The sequence below is a fragment of the Pseudomonas sp. LBUM1673 genome, assembly GCF_059695645.1.
On the sequence record NZ_CP166780.1, the window covers coordinates 637,973 to 657,692 of the forward strand.

Below are 19,720 nucleotides of genomic sequence, written 5' to 3' on the forward strand. Positions count from 1 at the left end.
CGAATGAGGACAAGTGTTATGGGTAAGAATGTCGTAGTCCTGGGCACCCAATGGGGTGATGAGGGCAAAGGCAAGATCGTTGATCTGCTGACCGAACATGCTGCCGCCGTAGTGCGCTACCAAGGTGGCCACAACGCTGGCCACACCCTGGTGATCGACGGCGAAAAAACCGTCTTGCACCTGATCCCGTCGGGCGTGCTGCGCGAAGGCGTGCAGTGCCTGATCGGTAACGGCGTGGTGGTTGCACCCGACGCCCTGCTGCGGGAAATCATCAAGCTGGAAGAGAAAGGCGTACCGGTGCGCGAGCGCCTGCGTATCAGCCCGTCCTGCCCGCTGATCCTGTCCTACCACGTAGCGCTGGACCAGGCCCGTGAAAAGGCCCGTGGCGAGCTGAAGATCGGTACCACCGGTCGCGGCATCGGCCCGGCTTACGAAGACAAGGTTGCCCGTCGCGGTCTGCGCATCGGTGACCTGTTCCATCGCGAGCGTTTCGCCGCCAAGCTGGGCGAGTTGCTGGATTACCACAACTTCGTACTGGTCAATTACTACAAAGAGCCAGCGATCGACTTCCAGAAGACACTCGACGAGTGCATGGAATACGCCGAGCTGCTCAAGCCGATGATGCTCGACGTCACCGCCGAACTGCATAACCTGCGTCGCGACGGCAAAGACATCATGTTCGAAGGCGCCCAAGGCTCCCTGCTGGACATCGACCATGGCACCTACCCGTACGTGACCAGCTCCAACACCACTGCGGGCGGCATCGCCACCGGTTCGGGTTTTGGTCCGATGTACCTGGATTACATCCTCGGCATCACCAAGGCTTACACCACTCGCGTGGGTTCGGGTCCGTTCCCGACTGAGCTGTTCGATGACGTGGGTGCTTTCCTGGCCAAGCGTGGCCACGAGTTCGGTGCTACTACCGGCCGTGCCCGTCGTTGCGGCTGGTTCGACGCCGTCATCCTGCGTCGCGCCATCGACGTCAACAGCATTTCGGGCCTGTGCCTGACCAAGCTGGACGTGCTGGACGGTCTGGAAACCATCAACATCTGTGTTGGCTACAAGAACCAGGATGGTGCAGTGATCGACGCACCGACTGACGCCGACAGCTACATCGGCCTGGAGCCGGTGTACGAGCAAATGCCAGGCTGGACCGAATCCACCGTCGGTGCCAAGACCCTGGAAGAGCTGCCTCAGGCTGCACGCAATTACATCAAACGCGTCGAAGAGTTGGTCGGTGCGCCGATCGACATTATTTCGACGGGCCCGGACCGCAACGAAACCATCGTTCTGCGTCATCCGTTCGCTTAATAAGTCGTTGATGTAAAACACAAAGGCCCCTTCATCGGGGCCTTTGTCGTTTATGCCCGTGGGCCGGCATGACCTTTGCAGATAACATTAAAAAAAGCATCGCTTCTGGCGTGCTATCAATTTAATGGCGCAAAGCAGAGGGATTTCCAGTGTCGGCCGTTCTCTCACTGTTACAAAGCCGTCTCTTGCGGCCTGTGTTCGTTACCCTTGGTATCGCTCTTTTGGTGCAGGTGCTGGTGGCCGTCGCTCTGACGCGGAGCACGGTGACTGCGCTGGAAGCCGATTTGGGTGTGCGGCTGGATGCCGATAGCCAAAAGCTCTCCGGTGAGCTTGAGCAGGCAGGGCGTGAAGTCACCTCGAGCCTGGATAACCTGTCCGCCAGTACCCGTCAGCGACTGACCGCCGGGCTGTCTTCACGTCTGAAGGACGAGCAGGCACAGCTGCGTGCGACGCTGGAGAAGGGCCTGAAGGATTCTGCCAACGAGATGGCGCAACTTCTGGCCTCGGTCGCACCCCGCGCCATGTGGGACAGCGACATTCCCACCCTGTCCGAATTCGCCCGTCGTGCCCAGCGCAATCCCAACGTGTTGTTCGTGATCTACGACGACGCCACGGGCCAGCACCTGACGCGCTACCTCAACCGGGAGAACCCGATCAACAAGGCGCTCCTGGAGAAAGGTCAGGGCGAACGGGCGCTGGACAAGGTGCTGGATGCGGCGAAGAACGATCCGTCGGTCTACTACCTCGAAGCCTCGATCAACCCCAATGGGGTGGAGATCGGTAAGGTACTGATGGGTGTCTCGACCGCCTCCGTGGAAACCGATCTGGCGGCGCTGGACAAGCGTTTCTCGGCGCTGATCGCCAGCAGCGATCAATTGGTGGGTGACAGCCTCAAAGGCGCGGCGGCTGATAGCGCAACGGCGATGCGTGGGCGTCTGCAATCGGCGCAGTCCACCGCCTCTGAAATGAAATCCAACACCACCGGCGCCGTGCAGGAGGCCGCGGGGGCTCTGCGCTGGCGCATCGGCATGGGCCTGGCGGTGGTGGGTTTCGGTGTGCTGCTATTGCTGGCAGTGGTGTTGGGGCGTCGAGTGGTCAATCGCCTGAAAATGCTGATCGCCGCCATGGATGACTTGGCGGCAGGTGAGGGCGATCTGACCAAGCGCGTGCAGATCAACAGTCAGGATGAGATCGGCGACATGGCCTCGGCGGTGAATCGCTTTGTGGATAAGTTGCAGCCGATCGTCCGTGAAGCGGGCGATGTGGCCCAGCGTACCGGCGTGGAAATCGGCGCCATGACCTTGCGCAACGCCGGTGCCGATGCCGCGGCTGGCATGCAGCGCGATGAAGTGGCTGAAAGCTTGCGCGCGTTGTCGCAGATGGCTGACGAAGCCCAGTCTGAGAGCCACGCCATGCAGGCCGCTTTGCAGCAGGTGGTGGGTATTCGCCAGGCCACGGATGAGAACACTCGGACCTCGGCGAAAGTCGGCAGTCTCATCGAGGCATTGGCCGGACAAGTCGACACCGGCGCGAAAGTCATCGAGCGTCTGGCGCAGCAGAGTGAACAGATTGAAGTGGTGCTGACGGTGATTCATGGGATCGCCGAGCAAACTAACTTGTTGGCGCTGAACGCGGCCATTGAGGCTGCGCGTGCCGGCGAGACCGGTCGCGGGTTTGCCGTGGTGGCGGACGAGGTGCGGGCGCTGGCGAGCAAGACTCAGAGCTCGACCGGCGATATTCAGGCGCATATCGTTGCGTTGCAGCAGGGCGCGCGCGAGGCCGTCGCGGCAATCGGGCAGGCCGGACGTCAGGCCAGCGAAGGGTTGCTGGTGTTGCGCGACAGTGCGCGGTTGCAGCAGTCAATGCAGGCGTCCGTCGAGCAGGTGCATGCGGCGATCGGTCTGGCGACCCAGGCGGCGGCACATCAGGCGCAAGGTGCACAGGCAGTGCGTGGACGGGTTGAGACCATTCATGCTCAGGCTGAGAAGGCTGCTCAGGCGGTGGTGGAAACCACGGCCAGCGGCAAAGTGCTGGATGGTTTGGCGGCGCAGTTGAAGGCGAGCCTGGGGCAGTTCAGGGCTTAGGTTTCTCGTTCGCAGGTCTGGTGCCTTCGCGGGCAAGCCTCGCTCCTACAGGAATTGCGCAATCCTTGTAGGGGCGAGGCTTGCCCGCGAAGCTTTTCAGCGGCTCAAATACATCCGCGTCGTCAGCAGATACACCGGCAACCCCGACACTAATATCAACAACGCCGCATAAGGTGCCGCCGCCGCAAACTCCACGTTCGCGGTGTGTGCCCAGACTTGCGTCGCTAACGTATTGAGCCCGGTCGGACTCAGCAACAGCGTCGCGGTCAGTTCCTTCATGGCATCCAGAAACACTAGCGCAAACGCGGCACCCAGCGCCGGGAAGATGATCGGCAGTGTCACCCGGCAAAACGCGCTGAAGGACGACGCTCCCAGCGTGCGTGCAGCCTCTTCCAGCTGCGGTGCAGCTTTGTTCAATGCCGTACGAATCGGCGCCTGAGCCAGTGGCAGAAACAACAGCGCATAAGCGATCAGCAGCAACGCCGACGTCTGATACAGCACGGGTACATAGTGCAGGGCGAAATACACCAGCGTCAGGGCTATCACCAGCCCTGGCAGCGCATGCAGCAGATACGGCAGGCGCTCGGCCCAGATTGCCAATTGACCTTTGTAGCGAACCACCAGCAATCCCACCGGAACGGCCAATACCAGACACAACGCTGCGCCACCCAGTGACAACGCCAGGGAAGAGAGCAGCGCCTCGCTGATCGCGGCCACTGGGAATGCCGCCGATGAGCCTACGGCAAGCCAATACACCAGCATGCCCAGCGGAATGCCGCTGCCAATAATCGCCAGTATCAGGCAGTAAACTTGTCCAGCGACTGTCCATGGTCCCAGACGAACCTGTTCCGCATGTCGTGCCGCGCCTTGGCCGGTGCGCACATGTCGGCCCTTGCCGCGCACTCGCAACTCCAGCCATAGCAGCACCAGGCACAGCGCCAGCAGCACCGCCGAAAGCATCGCTGCGTTAGCGTTGCTGAATTCCAGCTCGAACTGTTGGTAGATCGCTGTCGTGAAAGTCTGCAGGCCGATGATCGACAGCGCACCGAACTCCACCAGCATGTGCAGCGCAATCAGCAGCGAACCGGCCAGCAGTGACGGCCAGAGCAGGGGCAGAGTAATGTTGAAGAACACGCCCCAGCGATTCTGCCCCAGAGTCCGTGCAGACTCCTCCAGGGATGAATCGAGATTGCGCAGGGTTGCCGCCACCGGCAGAAAAATCAGCGGATATTTGGACAGGGTCATCACCAGAATTGCCCCGCCCAGGCCTTCGAAGTGAGCACTCAGGGAGACCCAGGTAAAGCTGCTGACAAATGCCGGCACTGCGAACGGCAGGCACAGGATCACGCCCCATAACCGTCGCCCCGGCAGATTGCTGCGTTCCAGCAGCCAGGCGAGTGACAAACCAATCACACCGCAAGCCAGCGTGACGCCCGCCATCAGCGCCAGCGTATTGCGCAGCAGGCCAAACACGTAGGGCCGCCACAACAGATGCAGCGCCTCGGCCCAGCCGGCTTGCCAGGTCTTGAGGCCGACATAGGCCAGTGGCAGGAGGCTGAGCAATACCAGCAGCAACACTGGCAGCAGCAACCAGATCGACGGCCGCTTGCGCCGAGGCATGTAGCCCCCGCGCAAAGCGGGGGCGGATAACGATGCGCTCATCAGTTCAAGCCAACGTCACGTTCCAGGTCCAGGGCTTCTTCGGCGTTGCCGAGGTCGGCTGGCGTGACTTTCGGCGCTTGCAGCTCATTGAATGGCTTGAGGCCGCGATCCGATTCCATGCCTTTATGCAGCGGGTATTCGGCGGTGGTCTGGGTGATCACGCGCTGACCTTCTTCGCTGGCCATGTAGGCAAGCAATTGCTGGGCTTCTTTTGGATGTTTGCTGGATTTCAGTACGGCGGCGCTGGAGACGGTGATCAGTCCGCCGACGTCGCCATCGGTGAAGTAATGCAGTTTCGAGTCGAGTTGGCCTTTCTCACGCTGCAAGGCGAACCAGTAATAGTTGTTCACCAGCACGGTGGCAACTTCGCCGTTTTCCACGGCTTTCAGCGCGACCATGTTGTTGCTGTAGGTCTTGCCGAACGCCCGCAGGCCGGTGAGCCATTCTTCGGCGGCGTCCATGCCATGGAGCTTGATGATTGCTACGGCCTGTTCCTGGAAGGCGCCGCTGGTCGGCACGAAGCCGACTTTGCCTTGCCATTTCGGATCGGAGAATTCCATCACCGACTTGGGCAAGTCTTTTTCATCGATCAGCTTGGGGTTGAAGGCGACGACGCGGACCCGTGCAGTGATGCCGATCCAGGTGCCGTTGCTGGCGACGTAGTCTTTGGGCAGAACGGCGAGAGTGGCGGCATCGGTCTGTGCCAGCAGGCCTTGTTCGCCAAGTTTGTTCAGTGGTGGAGATTCTTCGGTGTAGATCACGTCGGCGGGGGAGCGATCGCCTTCTTCGACGATCTGGCTGGCGAGCTGATTGCTGCTGCCCTTGCGCACATTGACGTGAATCCCGGTCTTGGCTTCGAAGGCTTGGGCAACGGCGTCGCCGACTTCCTTGTGTTGACCGTTATAGAGTGTCAGGGGGGCCGGGTCGGCGGCTTGGGTGAGGGAGGTGGCGAGTGTCAGGCCGAGCAGGGTGATGGTCAGGCCGCGGCGCAGGGTATTTCGAAACATCATTCGCAGGGTTCCTCACTGTCGCATTGCAAAAACTTGTAACAATGATAAACGATATTGTTTCTCAAGTGCGTCTTGCGGGGCTGGGGAGGGTTTGCTAGAGCGGCTCCTGTAGCAGCAGGCTTCGCCAGCTGCTACAGGGGCGCGTGGACTTTTTGAGTGGGGAGGTGGTTCTGGTTTTTAAGAAGCCAGAAACGCAAAAACCCGCTTTCGCGGGTTTTTGTGAAATTCAAGATCGTGACCTTGAATTTGAATTGGTGCCCAGAAGAAGACTCGAACTTCCACGACCTTGCGGTCACCAGCACCTGAAGCTGGCGTGTCTACCAATTTCACCATCTGGGCAGTATCTTCAGCGTTGCCGCTGTTGATGTGGCGCACTATACGGAGAGCATTTTGATCTGTAAACCCCTGATTTAGTTTTAATAAATCAGATGTTTAGAATGCAAAAAACCCGCTTTCGCGGGTTTTTGTAAGAGCTTTGAAATTGATCTAATCTCAAGCTCGAAATTGGTGCCCAGAAGAAGACTCGAACTTCCACGACCTTGCGGTCACCAGCACCTGAAGCTGGCGTGTCTACCAATTTCACCATCTGGGCAGTATCGGCGCCGCTAGTGCGTCGTCGATGGCGCGCACTATACGGAGCGTCTTTTTAACTGTAAACCCCTGTCGTCAAAAAAACCTGGAAAATTTCACCGACGGCATTCAAATCAGCTTTGCTCTGTCGATAAAGGGCTTTAGATGGGCTGTCATAGCCTGAAATTTCCCGTTTCATGACGCCTATGCCAAACTAACCCGCATATAGACAAGGTGAAAACTCTCTAATGGCCGATTGGCAGTCCCTCGATCCCGAGGCCGCTCGTGAAGCGGAAAAATATGAAAACCCTATTCCTAGCCGCGAACTGATCCTTCAGCACCTTGCTGATCGAGGTTCGCCTGCTAACCGCGAGCAGCTGGTCGAAGAGTTTGGTCTGACCACAGAAGACCAGATCGAAGCCCTGCGCCGCCGCCTGCGCGCCATGGAGCGCGACGCTCAACTCATCTATACCCGTCGTGGCACCTATGCGCCGGTGGACAAGCTCGACCTGATCCTGGGCCGCATCAGTGGTCACCGTGACGGCTTCGGCTTCCTGGTTCCGGACGACGGCAGTGACGACCTGTTCATGAGCCCGGCGCAAATGCGCCTGGTGTTCGACGGCGACCGTGCCCTGGCGCGTGTTTCCGGCCTCGACCGTCGCGGTCGCCGCGAAGGCATGATCGTCGAAGTGGTGTCCCGTGCCCACGAGACCATCGTCGGCCGCTATTTCGAAGAAGGCGGTATCGGTTTCGTCGTCGCGGACAATCCGAAGATCCAGCAAGAAGTGCTGGTGACTCCGGGCCGCAACGCCAACGCCCAGATCGGCCAGTTCGTCGAAGTGAAGATCACCCACTGGCCGACGCCACGCTTCCAGCCGCAAGGCGACGTGGTCGAAGTCGTGGGTAACTACATGGCGCCGGGCATGGAAATCGATGTCGCCCTGCGCACCTACGATATTCCTCACGTCTGGCCTGAAGCGGTACTCAAAGAAGCCGCGAAGCTCAAGCCTGAAGTCGAAGAGAAAGACAAAGAGAAGCGCATCGACCTGCGCCATCTGCCGTTCGTGACCATCGACGGCGAAGATGCGCGCGACTTCGATGACGCGGTCTACTGTGAAGCCAAGCCGGGCAAGCTGCGCCTGTTCTCCGGTGGCTGGAAGTTGTACGTGGCGATCGCCGACGTTTCCAGTTACGTGAAAATCGGCTCGGCGCTGGATAACGAATCCCAGGTTCGTGGCAACTCGGTGTACTTCCCCGAGCGTGTCGTGCCGATGCTGCCTGAGCAATTGTCCAATGGCCTGTGCTCGCTGAACCCGCATGTCGATCGCCTCGCCATGGTCTGCGAAATGACCATCTCCAAATCCGGCGAGATGACCGACTACTGCTTCTACGAAGCGGTGATTCACTCCCATGCCCGCCTGACCTACAACAAGGTCAGCGCCATGCTGGAGACGCCGAAAGCCACCGAGGCGCGTCAGCTTCGTGGCGAATACACCGACGTCCTGCCGCACCTCAAGCAGTTGTACGCGCTGTACAAGGTTCTGCTGGCAGCCCGTCATGTGCGCGGCGCAATCGATTTTGAAACCCAGGAAACCCGGATCATCTTCGGTTCCGAGCGCAAGATTGCCGAAATCCGTCCGACCGTTCGCAACGATGCGCACAAGCTGATCGAGGAATGCATGCTGGCGGCCAACGTGGCCACCGCCGAATTCCTGAAAAAGCACGAAATTCCTGCGCTGTATCGCGTCCACGACGGCCCGCCACCGGAGCGTCTGGAAAAACTGCGCGCCTTCCTTGGCGAACTCGGCCTGTCCTTGCACAAAGGCAAGGATGGTCCGTCGCCGAAGGATTACCAGGCCTTGCTGGCAGGTATCAAGGATCGTCCGGATTTCCACCTGATCCAGACCGTCATGCTGCGTTCATTGAGTCAGGCGGTGTACAGCGCCGATAACCAGGGCCACTTCGGCCTGAATTACGAAGCCTATACCCACTTCACTTCGCCGATTCGCCGCTACCCGGACTTGCTCACGCACCGGGCGATTCGCAGCGTCATCCATTCGAAAATGGACACCCCGCACGTTCGCCGTGCCGGCGCGATGATCATTCCGAAAGCGCGCATCTATCCGTACGACGAAGCGACCCTGGAGCAGCTCGGCGAGCAATGCTCGATGAGCGAGCGCCGTGCCGACGAAGCGACCCGCGACGTGGTGAACTGGCTCAAGTGCGAGTTCATGAAAGACCGCGTGGGCGAATCGTTCCCGGGTGTGATCACCGCCGTGACCGGTTTCGGCCTGTTCGTCGAACTGACCGATATTTACGTCGAAGGCCTGGTGCATGTCACCGCGTTGCCGGGTGATTACTACCACTTCGATCCTGTGCACCACCGCCTCGCCGGTGAGCGTACCGGTCGTAGCTTCCGTCTGGGCGACACCGTTGAGGTGCGCGTCATGCGCGTCGACCTCGACGAGCGCAAGATCGACTTCGAGATGGCTGAAAAGACCATCAGCGCGCCGATCGGCCGCAAGAAGCGTGGCACTGAAACCGCTGCTCCTGCTGCGAAAACGGCTGCTGAGCCGGCACCAGCGAAAACCGGCCGTCGTCCTGCCAAGGAAAAGGCCGTCGAAGCCTATCGTCCGAGCGATGCCGCGGCGAAAAATGCCGAGTTGCGTAAAAGCCGTGAAATGAAACAGGCGTTGCTGTCTGAAGCGAAAAGCGGCGGTAAAGCGGCGTCTGGGGGAAAGACCGGGCGGTCGGCGCCTGACAAGGCTTCCGGCGGCAAGCCAGCCAAACCGAGCAAACACCGTAAAGGCCCGCCAAAAGCGGGTTCCGCTCCAGCCGCCAGAAGCGGCGGGGCGCGTAAACCTAAGGCCAAGTCATGAGTCAGTTGGAAAAGATCTACGGCGTGCATGCGGTAGAAGCGTTGCTGCGTCACCACCCAAAACGCGTCAAGCAGATCTGGCTGGCTGAAGGCCGCAGCGATCCGCGGGTGCAGACGCTGATCGAACTCGCTGCCGAAAATCGCGTAGCGGTCGGTCAGGCTGAGCGTCGTGAGCTGGATGCGTGGGTAGAAGGCGTGCACCAGGGCGTGGTCGCGGACGTCAGTCCGAGTCAGGTCTGGGGCGAAGCGATGCTCGACGAATTGCTCGATCGTACCGAAGGCGCGCCGCTGCTGCTGGTGCTCGACGGCGTGACCGATCCGCACAACCTCGGTGCTTGCCTGCGTTCGGCCGATGCGGCGGGTGCGCTGGCGGTGATCGTGCCAAAGGACAAGTCAGCGACCCTGACCCCGACGGTACGGAAAGTCGCCTGTGGCGCGGCGGAAGTGATTCCGTTGGTGGCCGTGACCAATCTGGCGCGCACCCTGGAAAAACTCAAGCAGCGAGGCTTGTGGGTCGTCGGTACGGCAGGTGAGGCTGAGCAGGACCTGTATCAGCAGGACCTGACCGGCCCGACCATCTTGATCATGGGCGCGGAGGGCAGCGGAATGCGCCGCCTGACTCGCGATCTTTGCGACTACCTGGTGCGTCTGCCGATGGCGGGCAGCGTCAGCAGTCTCAACGTGTCCGTGGCGACTGGCGTGTGCCTGTTCGAGGCCCTGCGCCAGCGCGGCGTCAAAGCTGCTGCCAAAAAGTCCTAAGTCGTACACGATCCAAAATGTGGGGGCGGGCTTGCTCGCGAAAGCGGTGTGTCATTCAGCAAAAGTGTTGAATGTCAGGCCGTATTCGCGAGCAAGCCCGCTCCCACATTGGTTCTGCGTCATGGCAAGGATTGGTGAGTTGAGCAAGCTGTTCAAATAATCACCAATTGCCTTGCACCTCTTCTGTCCCTTCTCTACAATTGCGCCCCTTGCTGTGACGGCAGGCACGCATGTGTCTATCGCAAGCAAGTCCATAAGTGTCATTCACTCCTTGTCTGACCGCTTTTGAGCGGCAGGCTACAACCCGTAAGGAGCATTCATGCGTCATTACGAAATCATCTTTTTGGTCCACCCGGATCAAAGCGAGCAAGTCGGCGGCATGGTTGAGCGTTACACCAAGCTGATCGAAGAAGACGGCGGCAAAATCCACCGTCTGGAAGATTGGGGCCGTCGTCAACTGGCCTACGCAATCAACAATGTTCACAAGGCTCACTACGTGATGCTGAACGTTGAGTGCACTGGCAAGGCCCTGGCCGAGCTGGAAGACAACTTCCGCTACAACGATGCAGTGATCCGTAACCTGGTCATCCGTCGCGAAGAAGCCGTTACCGGCCAATCCGAGATGCTCAAGGCTGAAGAAAACCGCAGTGAGCGCCGTGAGCGTCGCGACCGTCCTGAGCACTCCGACGCTGATAGCGTTGATGGTGATGACAGCGACGCCAGCGATAACGCTGACGAGTAATCCACGGACCTTTTGAGGAGCCTATTACATGGCACGTTTCTTCCGTCGTCGTAAATTCTGCCGCTTCACCGCTGAAGACGTGAAAGAGATCGATTACAAAGATCTCAACACTCTGAAAGCTTACGTATCCGAGACCGGCAAAATCGTTCCAAGCCGCATCACCGGTACCAAAGCACGTTATCAGCGTCAGCTGGCCACCGCTATCAAGCGCGCCCGCTTCCTGGCCCTGCTGGCCTACACCGACAGCCACGGCCGCTGAGACCGGGCAGTCGACACGTAGCAAAGGATTGAATGCATGCGCGCCTTAGCTGAGTTCATCATGCGCGGCCGTATGCAGGCCACTCTGGTAGTGGCCGGATGCGCAACATTGCCGTTGTTGTATTGGTTGGGTGCTGCCGCCGGATGCCTTGTGCTCCTGCGGCGCGGATTGAAGGACGCCTTGGGCGTTCTTGCTCTGGGACTGCTGCCGGCGTTGATCTGGTGGCTTTACTCCGACGACCCACGGGCACTTCTGGTGCTACTGGGGTCTTCGAGCCTTGCGTTGGTTTTGCGCGCAAGCGAGTCCTGGAACCGCGTGCTGCTGGTCAGCATAGCGATTGGGTTGGTGTTTTCAGTGGTGCTGGGGGCGGCTTTTGCGCCCCAGATCGAGATGCTGGCGCAGGCGTTGATAAAAGTCATGCCGTCGCTACTCGGTGATGTCTACCAGCAATTGTCGGTAGACGAGCAAGCGCGTTTCGCGTCCCTGATTGCACCGGTCCTGACCGGCCTGATTGCGGCCTTGTTGCAAATCGTCAGTGTGCTGAGCCTGATTGTCGGGCGCTACTGGCAGGCGTTGTTGTACAACCCGGGTGGTTTTGGTCGCGAGTTTCGCGCCATCCGAATCCCGCTTTTGCCGGCGATGTTGCTGCTGGCGTTAATGCTTCTGGGGCCTAACTTAGGTTCGCAGATGGCCATGTTGACGCCGTTGTGCAGCGTACCGCTGGTGTTCGCCGGGCTGGCCCTGATTCACGGGCTGGTGGCGCAAAAGCGACTGGCCAAATTCTGGCTGGTGGGGTTGTACGTCACGCTGTTGCTGTTCATGCAGCTGATCTATCCGTTGCTGGTGGTCTTGGCCATCGTCGACAGCCTGATTGATTTTCGCGGTCGTTCGGCGCCGAAAGATGCCGATAACGCGAACGGTGAAGGTTAAAAGTTAAGAGGATTTTCACATGCAACTGATCCTTCTGGAAAAAGTCACCAACCTGGGCAACCTGGGTGACAAAGTGAACGTTAAGGCTGGTTACGGTCGTAACTACCTGCTGCCTTACGGCAAAGCTACCGCTGCGACCGCTGCCAACCTGGCTGCGTTCGAAGAGCGTCGCGCTGAGCTGGAAAAAGCCGCAGCAGACCGTAAAACTTCGGCTGAAAGCCGTGCCGCCCAACTGGCTGAGCTGGAAGTGACTATCACTGCCACCGCTGGTGACGAAGGCAAGCTGTTCGGTTCGATCGGCACCCACGACATCGCTGATGCACTGACCGCCTCTGGCGTTGAAGTTGCAAAAAGCGAAGTTCGTCTGCCGAACGGCACCATCCGCAACGTAGGCGAATTCGACGTAGCCGTGCACCTGCACGCCGAAGTTGAAGCCACCGTACGCGTTGTCGTGGTAGCAGCTTAAGCAGCACTTGTCGGCTGGCACCCTCGGGTGCTTGCCGGTAACATCGGGCACGATCCTGTTTACAGGTCGTGCCCTTTGTCTTTCTGTAATCCCTGCTTTTTATCACCAAGAATCAAGTGGCCATGAACGATATCTCCGCTCCCGAGCAATACGATCTGCAAACCGCTGCCCTGAAGGTGCCGCCGCATTCCATCGAGGCCGAACAGGCCGTGCTCGGTGGTCTGATGCTGGACAACAACGCCTGGGAGCGTGTGCTCGATCAAGTCTCCGACGGCGATTTCTATCGGCATGACCACCGCCTGATCTTCCGGGCGATCGCCAAACTCGCCGACCAGAACTCACCGATCGACGTAGTGACCCTGGCCGAGCAATTGGACAAGGAAGGTCAGACCTCACAAGTCGGTGGCCTCGGTTACCTCGGTGAACTGGCGAAAAACACGCCGTCCGTCGCCAACATCAAGGCCTATGCCCAAATCGTTCGCGAGCGGGCGACCTTGCGCCAACTGATCGGCATCAGTACCGAAATCGCCGACAGCGCCTTCAACCCGGAAGGCCGCACCGCCGCCGAAATCCTCGATGAGGCCGAACGGCAGATCTTCCAGATCGCCGAGGCCCGTCCGAAAACCGGCGGCCCGGTCAGCGTCAACGACCTGCTGACCAAGGCCATCGACCGCATCGACACTTTGTTCAACACCGACAACGCCATTACCGGCCTGTCTACCGGCTATACCGACCTCGATGAGAAGACCAGCGGCTTGCAGCCGTCGGACCTGATCATCGTCGCCGGCCGTCCGTCCATGGGTAAAACCACCTTTGCGATGAACCTGGTGGAAAACGCCGTGCTGCGCAGCGAGAAGGCTGTTCTGGTTTACTCCCTCGAGATGCCAGGCGAATCGCTGATCATGCGTATGCTGTCGTCCCTCGGTCGGATCGATCAGACCAAGGTCCGGGCCGGTCGCCTGGAAGACGACGACTGGCCACGCCTGACCTCGGCGGTCAACCTGCTCAACGATCGCAAGCTGTTCATCGACGACACCGCCGGTATCAGCCCCTCGGAAATGCGTGCGCGGACTCGTCGTCTGGTGCGTGAGCACGGTGAGATCGGTCTGATCATGATCGACTACCTGCAACTGATGCAGATCCCGGGTTCCAGTGGTGACAACCGGACCAACGAGATTTCCGAGATATCCCGGTCCCTGAAAGCCCTGGCCAAGGAATTCAACTGCCCGGTGGTGGCACTGTCCCAGCTCAACCGTTCCCTGGAACAACGGCCGAACAAGCGTCCGGTGAACTCCGACTTGCGCGAATCCGGTGCGATCGAGCAGGACGCCGACGTGATCATGTTCGTTTACCGGGATGAGGTGTATCACCCGGAAACAGAGCATAAAGGCATCGCCGAAATCATCATCGGCAAGCAGCGGAACGGCCCGATCGGTTTTATCCGGCTGGCGTTCATCGGTAAATACACCCGTTTCGAGAACCTCGCGCCGGGCAGCTATAACTTCGACGACGACGAGTGACGACTGGCTGAAAACACTCTGCCAGCCGCACTTAATAGTCATTGCCTGGTTAGTCGTCCTGTTGCCGCAAAGCCCGGTGTTCGGGGGCGTGTGTTGACCTGCAGCCCACTGGCGCAGCTTCAAGCAGCCAGCGCGAATATTTTTCGCGCCGTTTTGCCATCGAAGGTTTCACGCCAGATGGGGATGTGCGGTAATCCGGCCTGTGCGTCCCGGCGCTGGGATGAGAGACCTCGTCCGCCCTGTTCGAGCGTTTTGAGATGAGCACCTTTGTCCTTGAAGTTCAGCGCAGCGTTGTCCTGCCGCTCATATTTAAAATGGGCCTCCCACAACGGAGCTCCGCTGGAACGGTCGTTGATTAAATAAACGTCCAGAAAATATCGGTTATCGCCCTTGCCGCTTGGCTTGCGATCAACGGCCTTGGTCACAGTGAGCTCAGCGTGATCCAGCAGATAATTCAGGCGCAAGATGTCCAGCACGTCCCTGTTTTTGTACGTCCGCACCAACACTTTCTGCCCTTCGGCGGTCAATGAATCGCCAGCGGTTCGCAAGCGTCCGATCAGTCCGATGATCTCGGTATCCTCGGCAGCGTTTTCGTGATTTTTCAGCAGTCTTGCCTGGTCGTGGAGCAGGTCGGCCTGGTCATCCAGAAACTCGAGAATTTCCGTTGGATTGGTCTTTTGCGCTTCTTTGGCTCGCGCTTCGACAAGCCGTTCTCCAACCCCGGCAAGTAATCGGTTGGCATCGTTGATCAGTTGTGGTCTCGACGTGCCGGGAGCGAGGGGGCGAACGGGCCGCCACTCACCTTGCCTTTTTTCATAGCGCTGGGGCGCAGCGTTGGGCCTGAAGAGATCGGCAACCTTGAGCGTGACATTGCCATCCGGCGCGGTTTCCTTTTCCCCCACCAAAACCCGGTCAGTACCGTGCTGACGGGTACGGAACATTTTCTTCGGGGCAGGGGGTAGCACCGCATCCACATAGACGGGCTGCTGCGGAATAAAGTCGAAATCCACATCCTGATCGAGACTGGGCAACTCGGTATTACGGCCGAACGTGTCAAAGATCTCGCTCAGTCTGCTGTCGATTTTCTTCTCGAATGGATCGATCAGAGCAATGATTTCCTTGATGTACCCGGCCTTGTCGGGGCTTTCGGAGGTCAGCAGCGATTCAAACCGATTCTTCTCCTCCCTTATTTGATCAACGGCCAACAGCAGCGCTAGCGGATGCGCTCGTTCGGGAACACTTTTCAGATCCTCCGTAAACATGTCGATAGCCCGAAGCGATTGCATGCCCGTAGCGGGTGCATGCTCGGGGTTATCCGAAAGCAGGCGCATATAGAGCGTCAGCTTGTTGTAGTTGATTCGATCAGTCCCGGGAATATTGTTGCTGATTTCAGCGAGTTCAAATGCAGCTCCGGGAGAAGCTTTTTTAATTTGATCAATCACAACCTGACGGTCGTCGAGAAACTTGAGCTTCTTGTTCAGGTGAGCAATGGTTTTCTTGCAGTTCTCGACGGTTGCCCCTGTTACGGTGGGCATGACCCTGAAATCCATGATCGCCATGAGTTTGTTGAGGTAATCCACTCTTTCCATTTGGAAGGTGTGCAGTTCCACCTTGTACTGCCCGCCGGCCTTCAAGTGGATCAGCCAGTCCTTGTTGTCGATGAGCGACTTGACGAAGTCAGCTTGCATTTTGATGTGCTTGAGAAGGTGTACTTCAAGCGCTACCAACGCCGCAGTCTTCGCTGCACTTGCCTCAGGCAGTGGGCGTGCCGCACTCCAGAGTTCGTCATACCGCCTGGATGACAGGGATAGGGCATTGTGAGCATTCTTGATGGGCTCGTACCTTTGCAGCAGGATGGCTTTGGTTATTTGAGTCGACTCATTGCGACGCATGCCTCCCGCCAGACCTGCGACGATAGAAACCCAGGTGTTTGTTCCGTTTCGAGTGATGGCCAGGCTTTCGCCCATCCGACTGGCGTGGTAGATGTTCCCGTTGTCGGTCGCGACGGGATCCCCGGGTTTAACGATGCGCCATACCTTTTGCGCCGGGGTAGACGCATCGAGGTCATGCATTGCCTGATACGCGTGGCTCTGGATGACCACGTAGTGTTTGCCATCGTGCCGAAACAAACCATCGCTGCCGGGTTCAACACCGCTGAAGTCCAGATCGGTGCGGAAGGCTTCCAGACGGCTCTCGGTCAACGGGACAGTGATCGGTTCGAAGCCTTCCAGCGTGTGCCAGAGCCCGCTGTCGGTGTCGCGCAGCAGCACGGGCCCGGAGGCGGTCAATTCGCTCGGTAGTCTGGCACGGTACAGTCCCGTGTCCGGATCCGTCCCGACCAGTACGAGGCCGCCATCGGGTACGTCGACGTACCGGCGTCCCTTGTGAATCCTGAAGCCATCGGCGTCAGCGTCCGGCAACGCAGCCAGTGTGCCGAGCCAGTAACGCTCCAGCGGCTGATAGCCAGTCGTCGGGGGTTCAGCGGTGGAAATTGTCTCGTGAACGGTTACCACCGGTGCCGGCCTGATTGCATCGAGGTCGGCATCCCCGGCTGTTCTGCCCGGCCGCGCCGGATTTCCATCAGGGCGGGAGGTCGGCGAGCCAAAGTCGACACGGTGCGGAGTGTCGGGGCGCGGTGTGTTCACGTCCGACGGCGGGTTTGGGCGAGTGTGGACGTCGACGGAGATGTTGCCACGGGTGGGCGTTTTTGCTGCCACGTTTTTTCATCCTTGAAAAGTTACCCCTCAGCAGCCGCTCAGGGGGATGTTTTGTTTGGCATCGTGCCGGTTTACAGGTTTACAGGTTTACAGGTTTACAGGTTTACAGGTTTACAGGTTTACAGGTTTACAGGTTTACAGGTTTACAGGTTTACAGGTTTGCGCAGGCGGCGTTGCTGCCTGCCTTCCGCGATAGGTTTACGACACCAGGTTGAAGATTCTCTGTGCCGTCCTGCTGTCGATGTCTTCACGCCAGATACGGACGTGTGCTCGACCCGCCTGTTCATCCCTGCGTTGGGATGAGGTGCCCAACCTGCTTTGCTCGAGGGTTTTGAGATGGCCGCCCTTCACCATGAAGTCCAGAGCAGGACTGTTCTTCTCTTCGTAGTGAAAATGGGCATGCCACAGCGTCGTGCCGGTTTGCTTGTCGTTCAGCTCGTAGACGTCGAGAAAGTGTTTTTTATTGCCTTTACCCTGTGACAACCGAGTGTGGGTCTTCGTGACGCTGAGATGTCCATGGCTGATCAGAAACGCCACCCGGTCGACGCTCAGATAGGATTTGTCCTTGTAGAGTCGCAAGCGGATGTCTTCACCCTCATTGAGCAAACGCTGACTGTCGTGTTTCAGACGTTGAACCAGAGGGTCGATATCAATGGCGCCCGGATTCGGGGCTCGTCCGATCTGCTGGGCTAGGTCATCAAGATGTTCGGCCCTGTCAGCCAAGAATTCGACGATGCTGGTGGCGTTGCGTTTTGCCCTCTCATCCTGCCAGGCAGTGTTCAAATGTGCGTCGGATTGATCCAGAAGTCGCTTGGCTTGTGTGGTCAACGTCGACAGATTTCTTTCTTGCCTGGCAACCAGTCGGCGCCATTCTCCTTCCCGGCGCTCATAGGTTTGCAAGACTTCTGTCGGATTGTGGGGATTCATGACATCGATCACGTCTTCGCCTGAGGCAGTACGGCGTGGCCGACCGACATGGATCTTGTAGACGCCGTGGTGTTTGCTGCGGAACATTTTTCTCGGTGTCGATGCTTGATGGTTTTGACCTTGCGCAGGGATGAAGTCGAAATCAATGGGTTGCTCGTGCGGCGGCAGCGCTGAAGTCTTTGCCTGCTCTTGGTGATAGCGGTTCAAGAGTTCATCCAGCGTGTTCTCGAAGTCCTGTATGGCCTCGGTGATTTCGCCTCGTGAACTGACATGTTGCAGGCCGGGAGGCAGTTCCAGATTTTCGTACGACACCCTGATTGCCGACGTTTGATCCAGCAGATCACTAAGTACCGGGATGCGCGCGTCAGGGGGAATGTTCTCGAGTGCCCGGAACGCAAACGTTACCTGACCAAACGAGAACGCAAGATATCTGGCGTTGGCGTTGACTGCAGTGTCGATATCGATCAGTAGCCTGCTCTTGGCATAGATCCAAAAGGCAACGGTTTCATGCATTTCTATCTGGTCGAAGGCTGCTTCCTTCAACTCGCTTTGCGACAAGCGCCACTTTTTCACCAGCTCATCTGCAATTTGCTGACGTTTTTTCATGATGACCAGTTTGCTCGACAGATGTGCTGCGACCGCGAGATGTTCTTCGGCGGGACCTCCGAAAATCGGGCCGTCCAGTAATTTGCGCGAATCGCTGGCTATCATGAGCTGGCTGTAGGTCAGGATTCGCCCTTTTTGCAGCATGACTATTTTGTTTCTGTAGGCGATGCGGCCTTTGATAGCGACTATCGCCTCCTTTTGGTCTGTGTGCAGGTTGACTGTTTTCTCCAATATCGCCAGTTCCCGCTGATGTTGTTCTTTGAGTAGTTCGAGTGCGTTTCGCTCGCCTTCTGTGCCCTTTGCTGCCTCCCATCTGGTTTCCAACTGCCCAGCCGTTGCCATCGCCTGTTCAAATTCCAGATCCAGTACCCGAAGCTCGAATGCCAGATCGGCCGTTCGAATGGCTTCAACCGGATTCGCTCTTCGCCGCATTCCACCCGCACCGCCCACCAGGGTTCCCATCCAGCCGTGCTGTACATCGAAAACAATCGGCTCCGATCTTCCAGCGCGTGTACCGACATAAATGTTGGCGGCGTCGCCAGCCACATGATCTTCGGGCCGGACGATGCGCATCACGGGCACTGGCGGCGAGGAGGCGTCAAGATCGTGCAGAGCCTGATAGGCATGTTTCCCGATCACCACGTACAGTTTGCCGTTGTGGCGATACAGCCCGTCACGGTCGGGTTCGACGCCGGTGAAATCCAGATCAATGCTGAAAGCTTCCAGGCGGGTGTCGGACAAGGGGAAAGTGATCGGCTTGAAGCCTTCCAGCGGATGCCAGAGCCTGCTCTCGGGATCGCGCACGAGCACGGGCCCGGAAGGGGCCAGCTCGCTCGGCAGTCTGGCCCGGTACAGGCCGGTTTCCGGATCTGTCACGACGTGCACGATGCCGCCGTCCGGCACATCGACGTATCGGCGTCCTTTAAAAGTCCTGAAACCCTGAACATCGGGATCCGGAAGTCGGGTTTCGGCGCTGACCCAGTAATGTTCCAGTGGTTGTTTCTCAGACATGGGCCGGGCAATAGAGGCGGAGGGTGACAGACTGATCGTGACCGGCGGCGCCGGGGTGATTTCATCCAGGTCAGCGCCCGTCGGGGTTCTGCCCGGCGTTTGCAGGGCGCGCGCAGGCACATCGCCTGATAGAACAACCGGGCGCGGCGTATGCCCGATCGTTGGGTCAAAGGGGCGTGGATGGACATCGACGGTGGCGATGCCCCTGGAGGGTGGTTTCGGTGACATTTCTTCATCCTTGAAGGGTTGTCACATCAGCCACCGCAAA

The 19,720-nt window shown here is 58.6% G+C and carries 13 protein-coding genes and 2 tRNA genes; 9 read left to right on the forward strand and 6 right to left on the reverse strand.

Annotated features, from left to right (window positions below; translation table 11 throughout):
* Positions 1–18: 18 nt before the first annotated feature.
* Both ACA044_RS02840 and ACA044_RS02845 read left to right on the forward strand, forming a co-directional pair.
* Entirely contained in the window at positions 19–1,311 is a 1,293-nt protein-coding gene (locus ACA044_RS02840; protein ID WP_105340473.1) for an adenylosuccinate synthase, read from the forward strand.
* A 149-nt stretch (positions 1,312–1,460) separates the two neighbouring features.
* Positions 1,461–3,395, forward strand: coding sequence for a methyl-accepting chemotaxis protein (locus ACA044_RS02845; RefSeq protein ID WP_497445068.1), 1,935 nt, complete (start codon positions 1,461–1,463; stop codon positions 3,393–3,395).
* A gap of 96 nt (positions 3,396–3,491) precedes the next feature.
* Here ACA044_RS02845 and ACA044_RS02850 read toward each other — a convergent pair whose 3' ends face one another.
* The 4 genes from ACA044_RS02850 to ACA044_RS02865 all read right to left on the reverse strand — a co-directional run bounded on the left by ACA044_RS02850 (position 3,492) and on the right by ACA044_RS02865 (position 6,659).
* Positions 3,492–5,057, reverse strand: a complete 1,566-nt coding sequence (locus ACA044_RS02850) for an ABC transporter permease (protein ID WP_497445069.1) — start codon at positions 5,055–5,057, stop codon at positions 3,492–3,494.
* Positions 5,057–6,067, reverse strand: a complete 1,011-nt coding sequence (locus ACA044_RS02855; RefSeq protein ID WP_497445070.1) for an iron ABC transporter substrate-binding protein — start codon at positions 6,065–6,067, stop codon at positions 5,057–5,059. Before ACA044_RS02855 ends, ACA044_RS02850 begins: the two co-directional genes overlap by 1 nt.
* Before the next feature lie 252 nt (positions 6,068–6,319).
* A tRNA-Leu gene (locus tag ACA044_RS02860) sits at positions 6,320–6,406 on the reverse strand.
* Between the two features lie 166 nt (positions 6,407–6,572).
* Positions 6,573–6,659, reverse strand: a tRNA-Leu gene (locus ACA044_RS02865).
* Positions 6,660–6,885: 226 nt separating this feature from the next.
* On the opposite strand from ACA044_RS02865, the gene rnr reads away from it, so the two are divergent.
* The 7 genes from rnr to dnaB all read left to right on the forward strand — a co-directional run bounded on the left by rnr (position 6,886) and on the right by dnaB (position 14,191).
* A complete protein-coding gene (gene rnr / locus ACA044_RS02870; protein WP_497445071.1) occupies positions 6,886–9,516 on the forward strand; it encodes a ribonuclease R in 2,631 nt (876 codons plus the stop codon).
* Positions 9,513–10,274, forward strand: a complete 762-nt coding sequence (rlmB, locus tag ACA044_RS02875; protein WP_237884316.1) for a 23S rRNA (guanosine(2251)-2'-O)-methyltransferase RlmB — start codon at positions 9,513–9,515, stop codon at positions 10,272–10,274. The genes rnr and rlmB overlap by 4 nt, the downstream gene beginning before the upstream one ends.
* Positions 10,275–10,593: 319 nt before the next feature.
* Positions 10,594–11,016 (forward strand): 30S ribosomal protein S6, encoded by a 423-nt coding sequence (gene rpsF / locus ACA044_RS02880; RefSeq protein ID WP_095052890.1) that lies wholly within the window; start codon positions 10,594–10,596, stop codon positions 11,014–11,016.
* Positions 11,017–11,044: 28 nt separating this feature from the next.
* On the forward strand, positions 11,045–11,275 hold the full coding sequence (rpsR, locus tag ACA044_RS02885) for a 30S ribosomal protein S18 (RefSeq protein ID WP_002551829.1): 231 nt from the start codon (positions 11,045–11,047) through the stop codon (positions 11,273–11,275).
* Between the two features lie 36 nt (positions 11,276–11,311).
* Positions 11,312–12,205 carry a hypothetical protein gene (locus ACA044_RS02890; RefSeq protein ID WP_497445072.1) on the forward strand — a complete coding sequence of 298 codons (894 nt, stop codon included), beginning with the start codon at positions 11,312–11,314 and terminating at the stop codon, positions 12,203–12,205.
* 19 nt (positions 12,206–12,224) lie between these two features.
* Positions 12,225–12,671, forward strand: a complete 447-nt coding sequence (gene rplI, locus ACA044_RS02895) for a 50S ribosomal protein L9 (protein WP_003197251.1) — start codon at positions 12,225–12,227, stop codon at positions 12,669–12,671.
* A 122-nt stretch (positions 12,672–12,793) separates the two neighbouring features.
* Entirely contained in the window at positions 12,794–14,191 is a 1,398-nt protein-coding gene (gene dnaB, locus ACA044_RS02900; RefSeq protein ID WP_019691515.1) for a replicative DNA helicase, read from the forward strand.
* A gap of 119 nt (positions 14,192–14,310) precedes the next feature.
* On the opposite strand, the gene ACA044_RS02905 is transcribed toward dnaB, so the two are convergent.
* On the reverse strand, positions 14,311–16,908 hold the full coding sequence (locus ACA044_RS02905; RefSeq protein ID WP_497445073.1) for a hypothetical protein: 2,598 nt from the start codon (positions 16,906–16,908) through the stop codon (positions 14,311–14,313).
* 198 nt (positions 16,909–17,106) lie between these two features.
* Positions 17,107–19,680: a hypothetical protein gene (locus ACA044_RS02910; RefSeq protein WP_497445074.1), complete on the reverse strand. Its 2,574-nt coding sequence runs from the start codon at positions 19,678–19,680 to the stop codon at positions 17,107–17,109.
* Between the last annotated feature and the right edge of the window lie 40 nt (positions 19,681–19,720).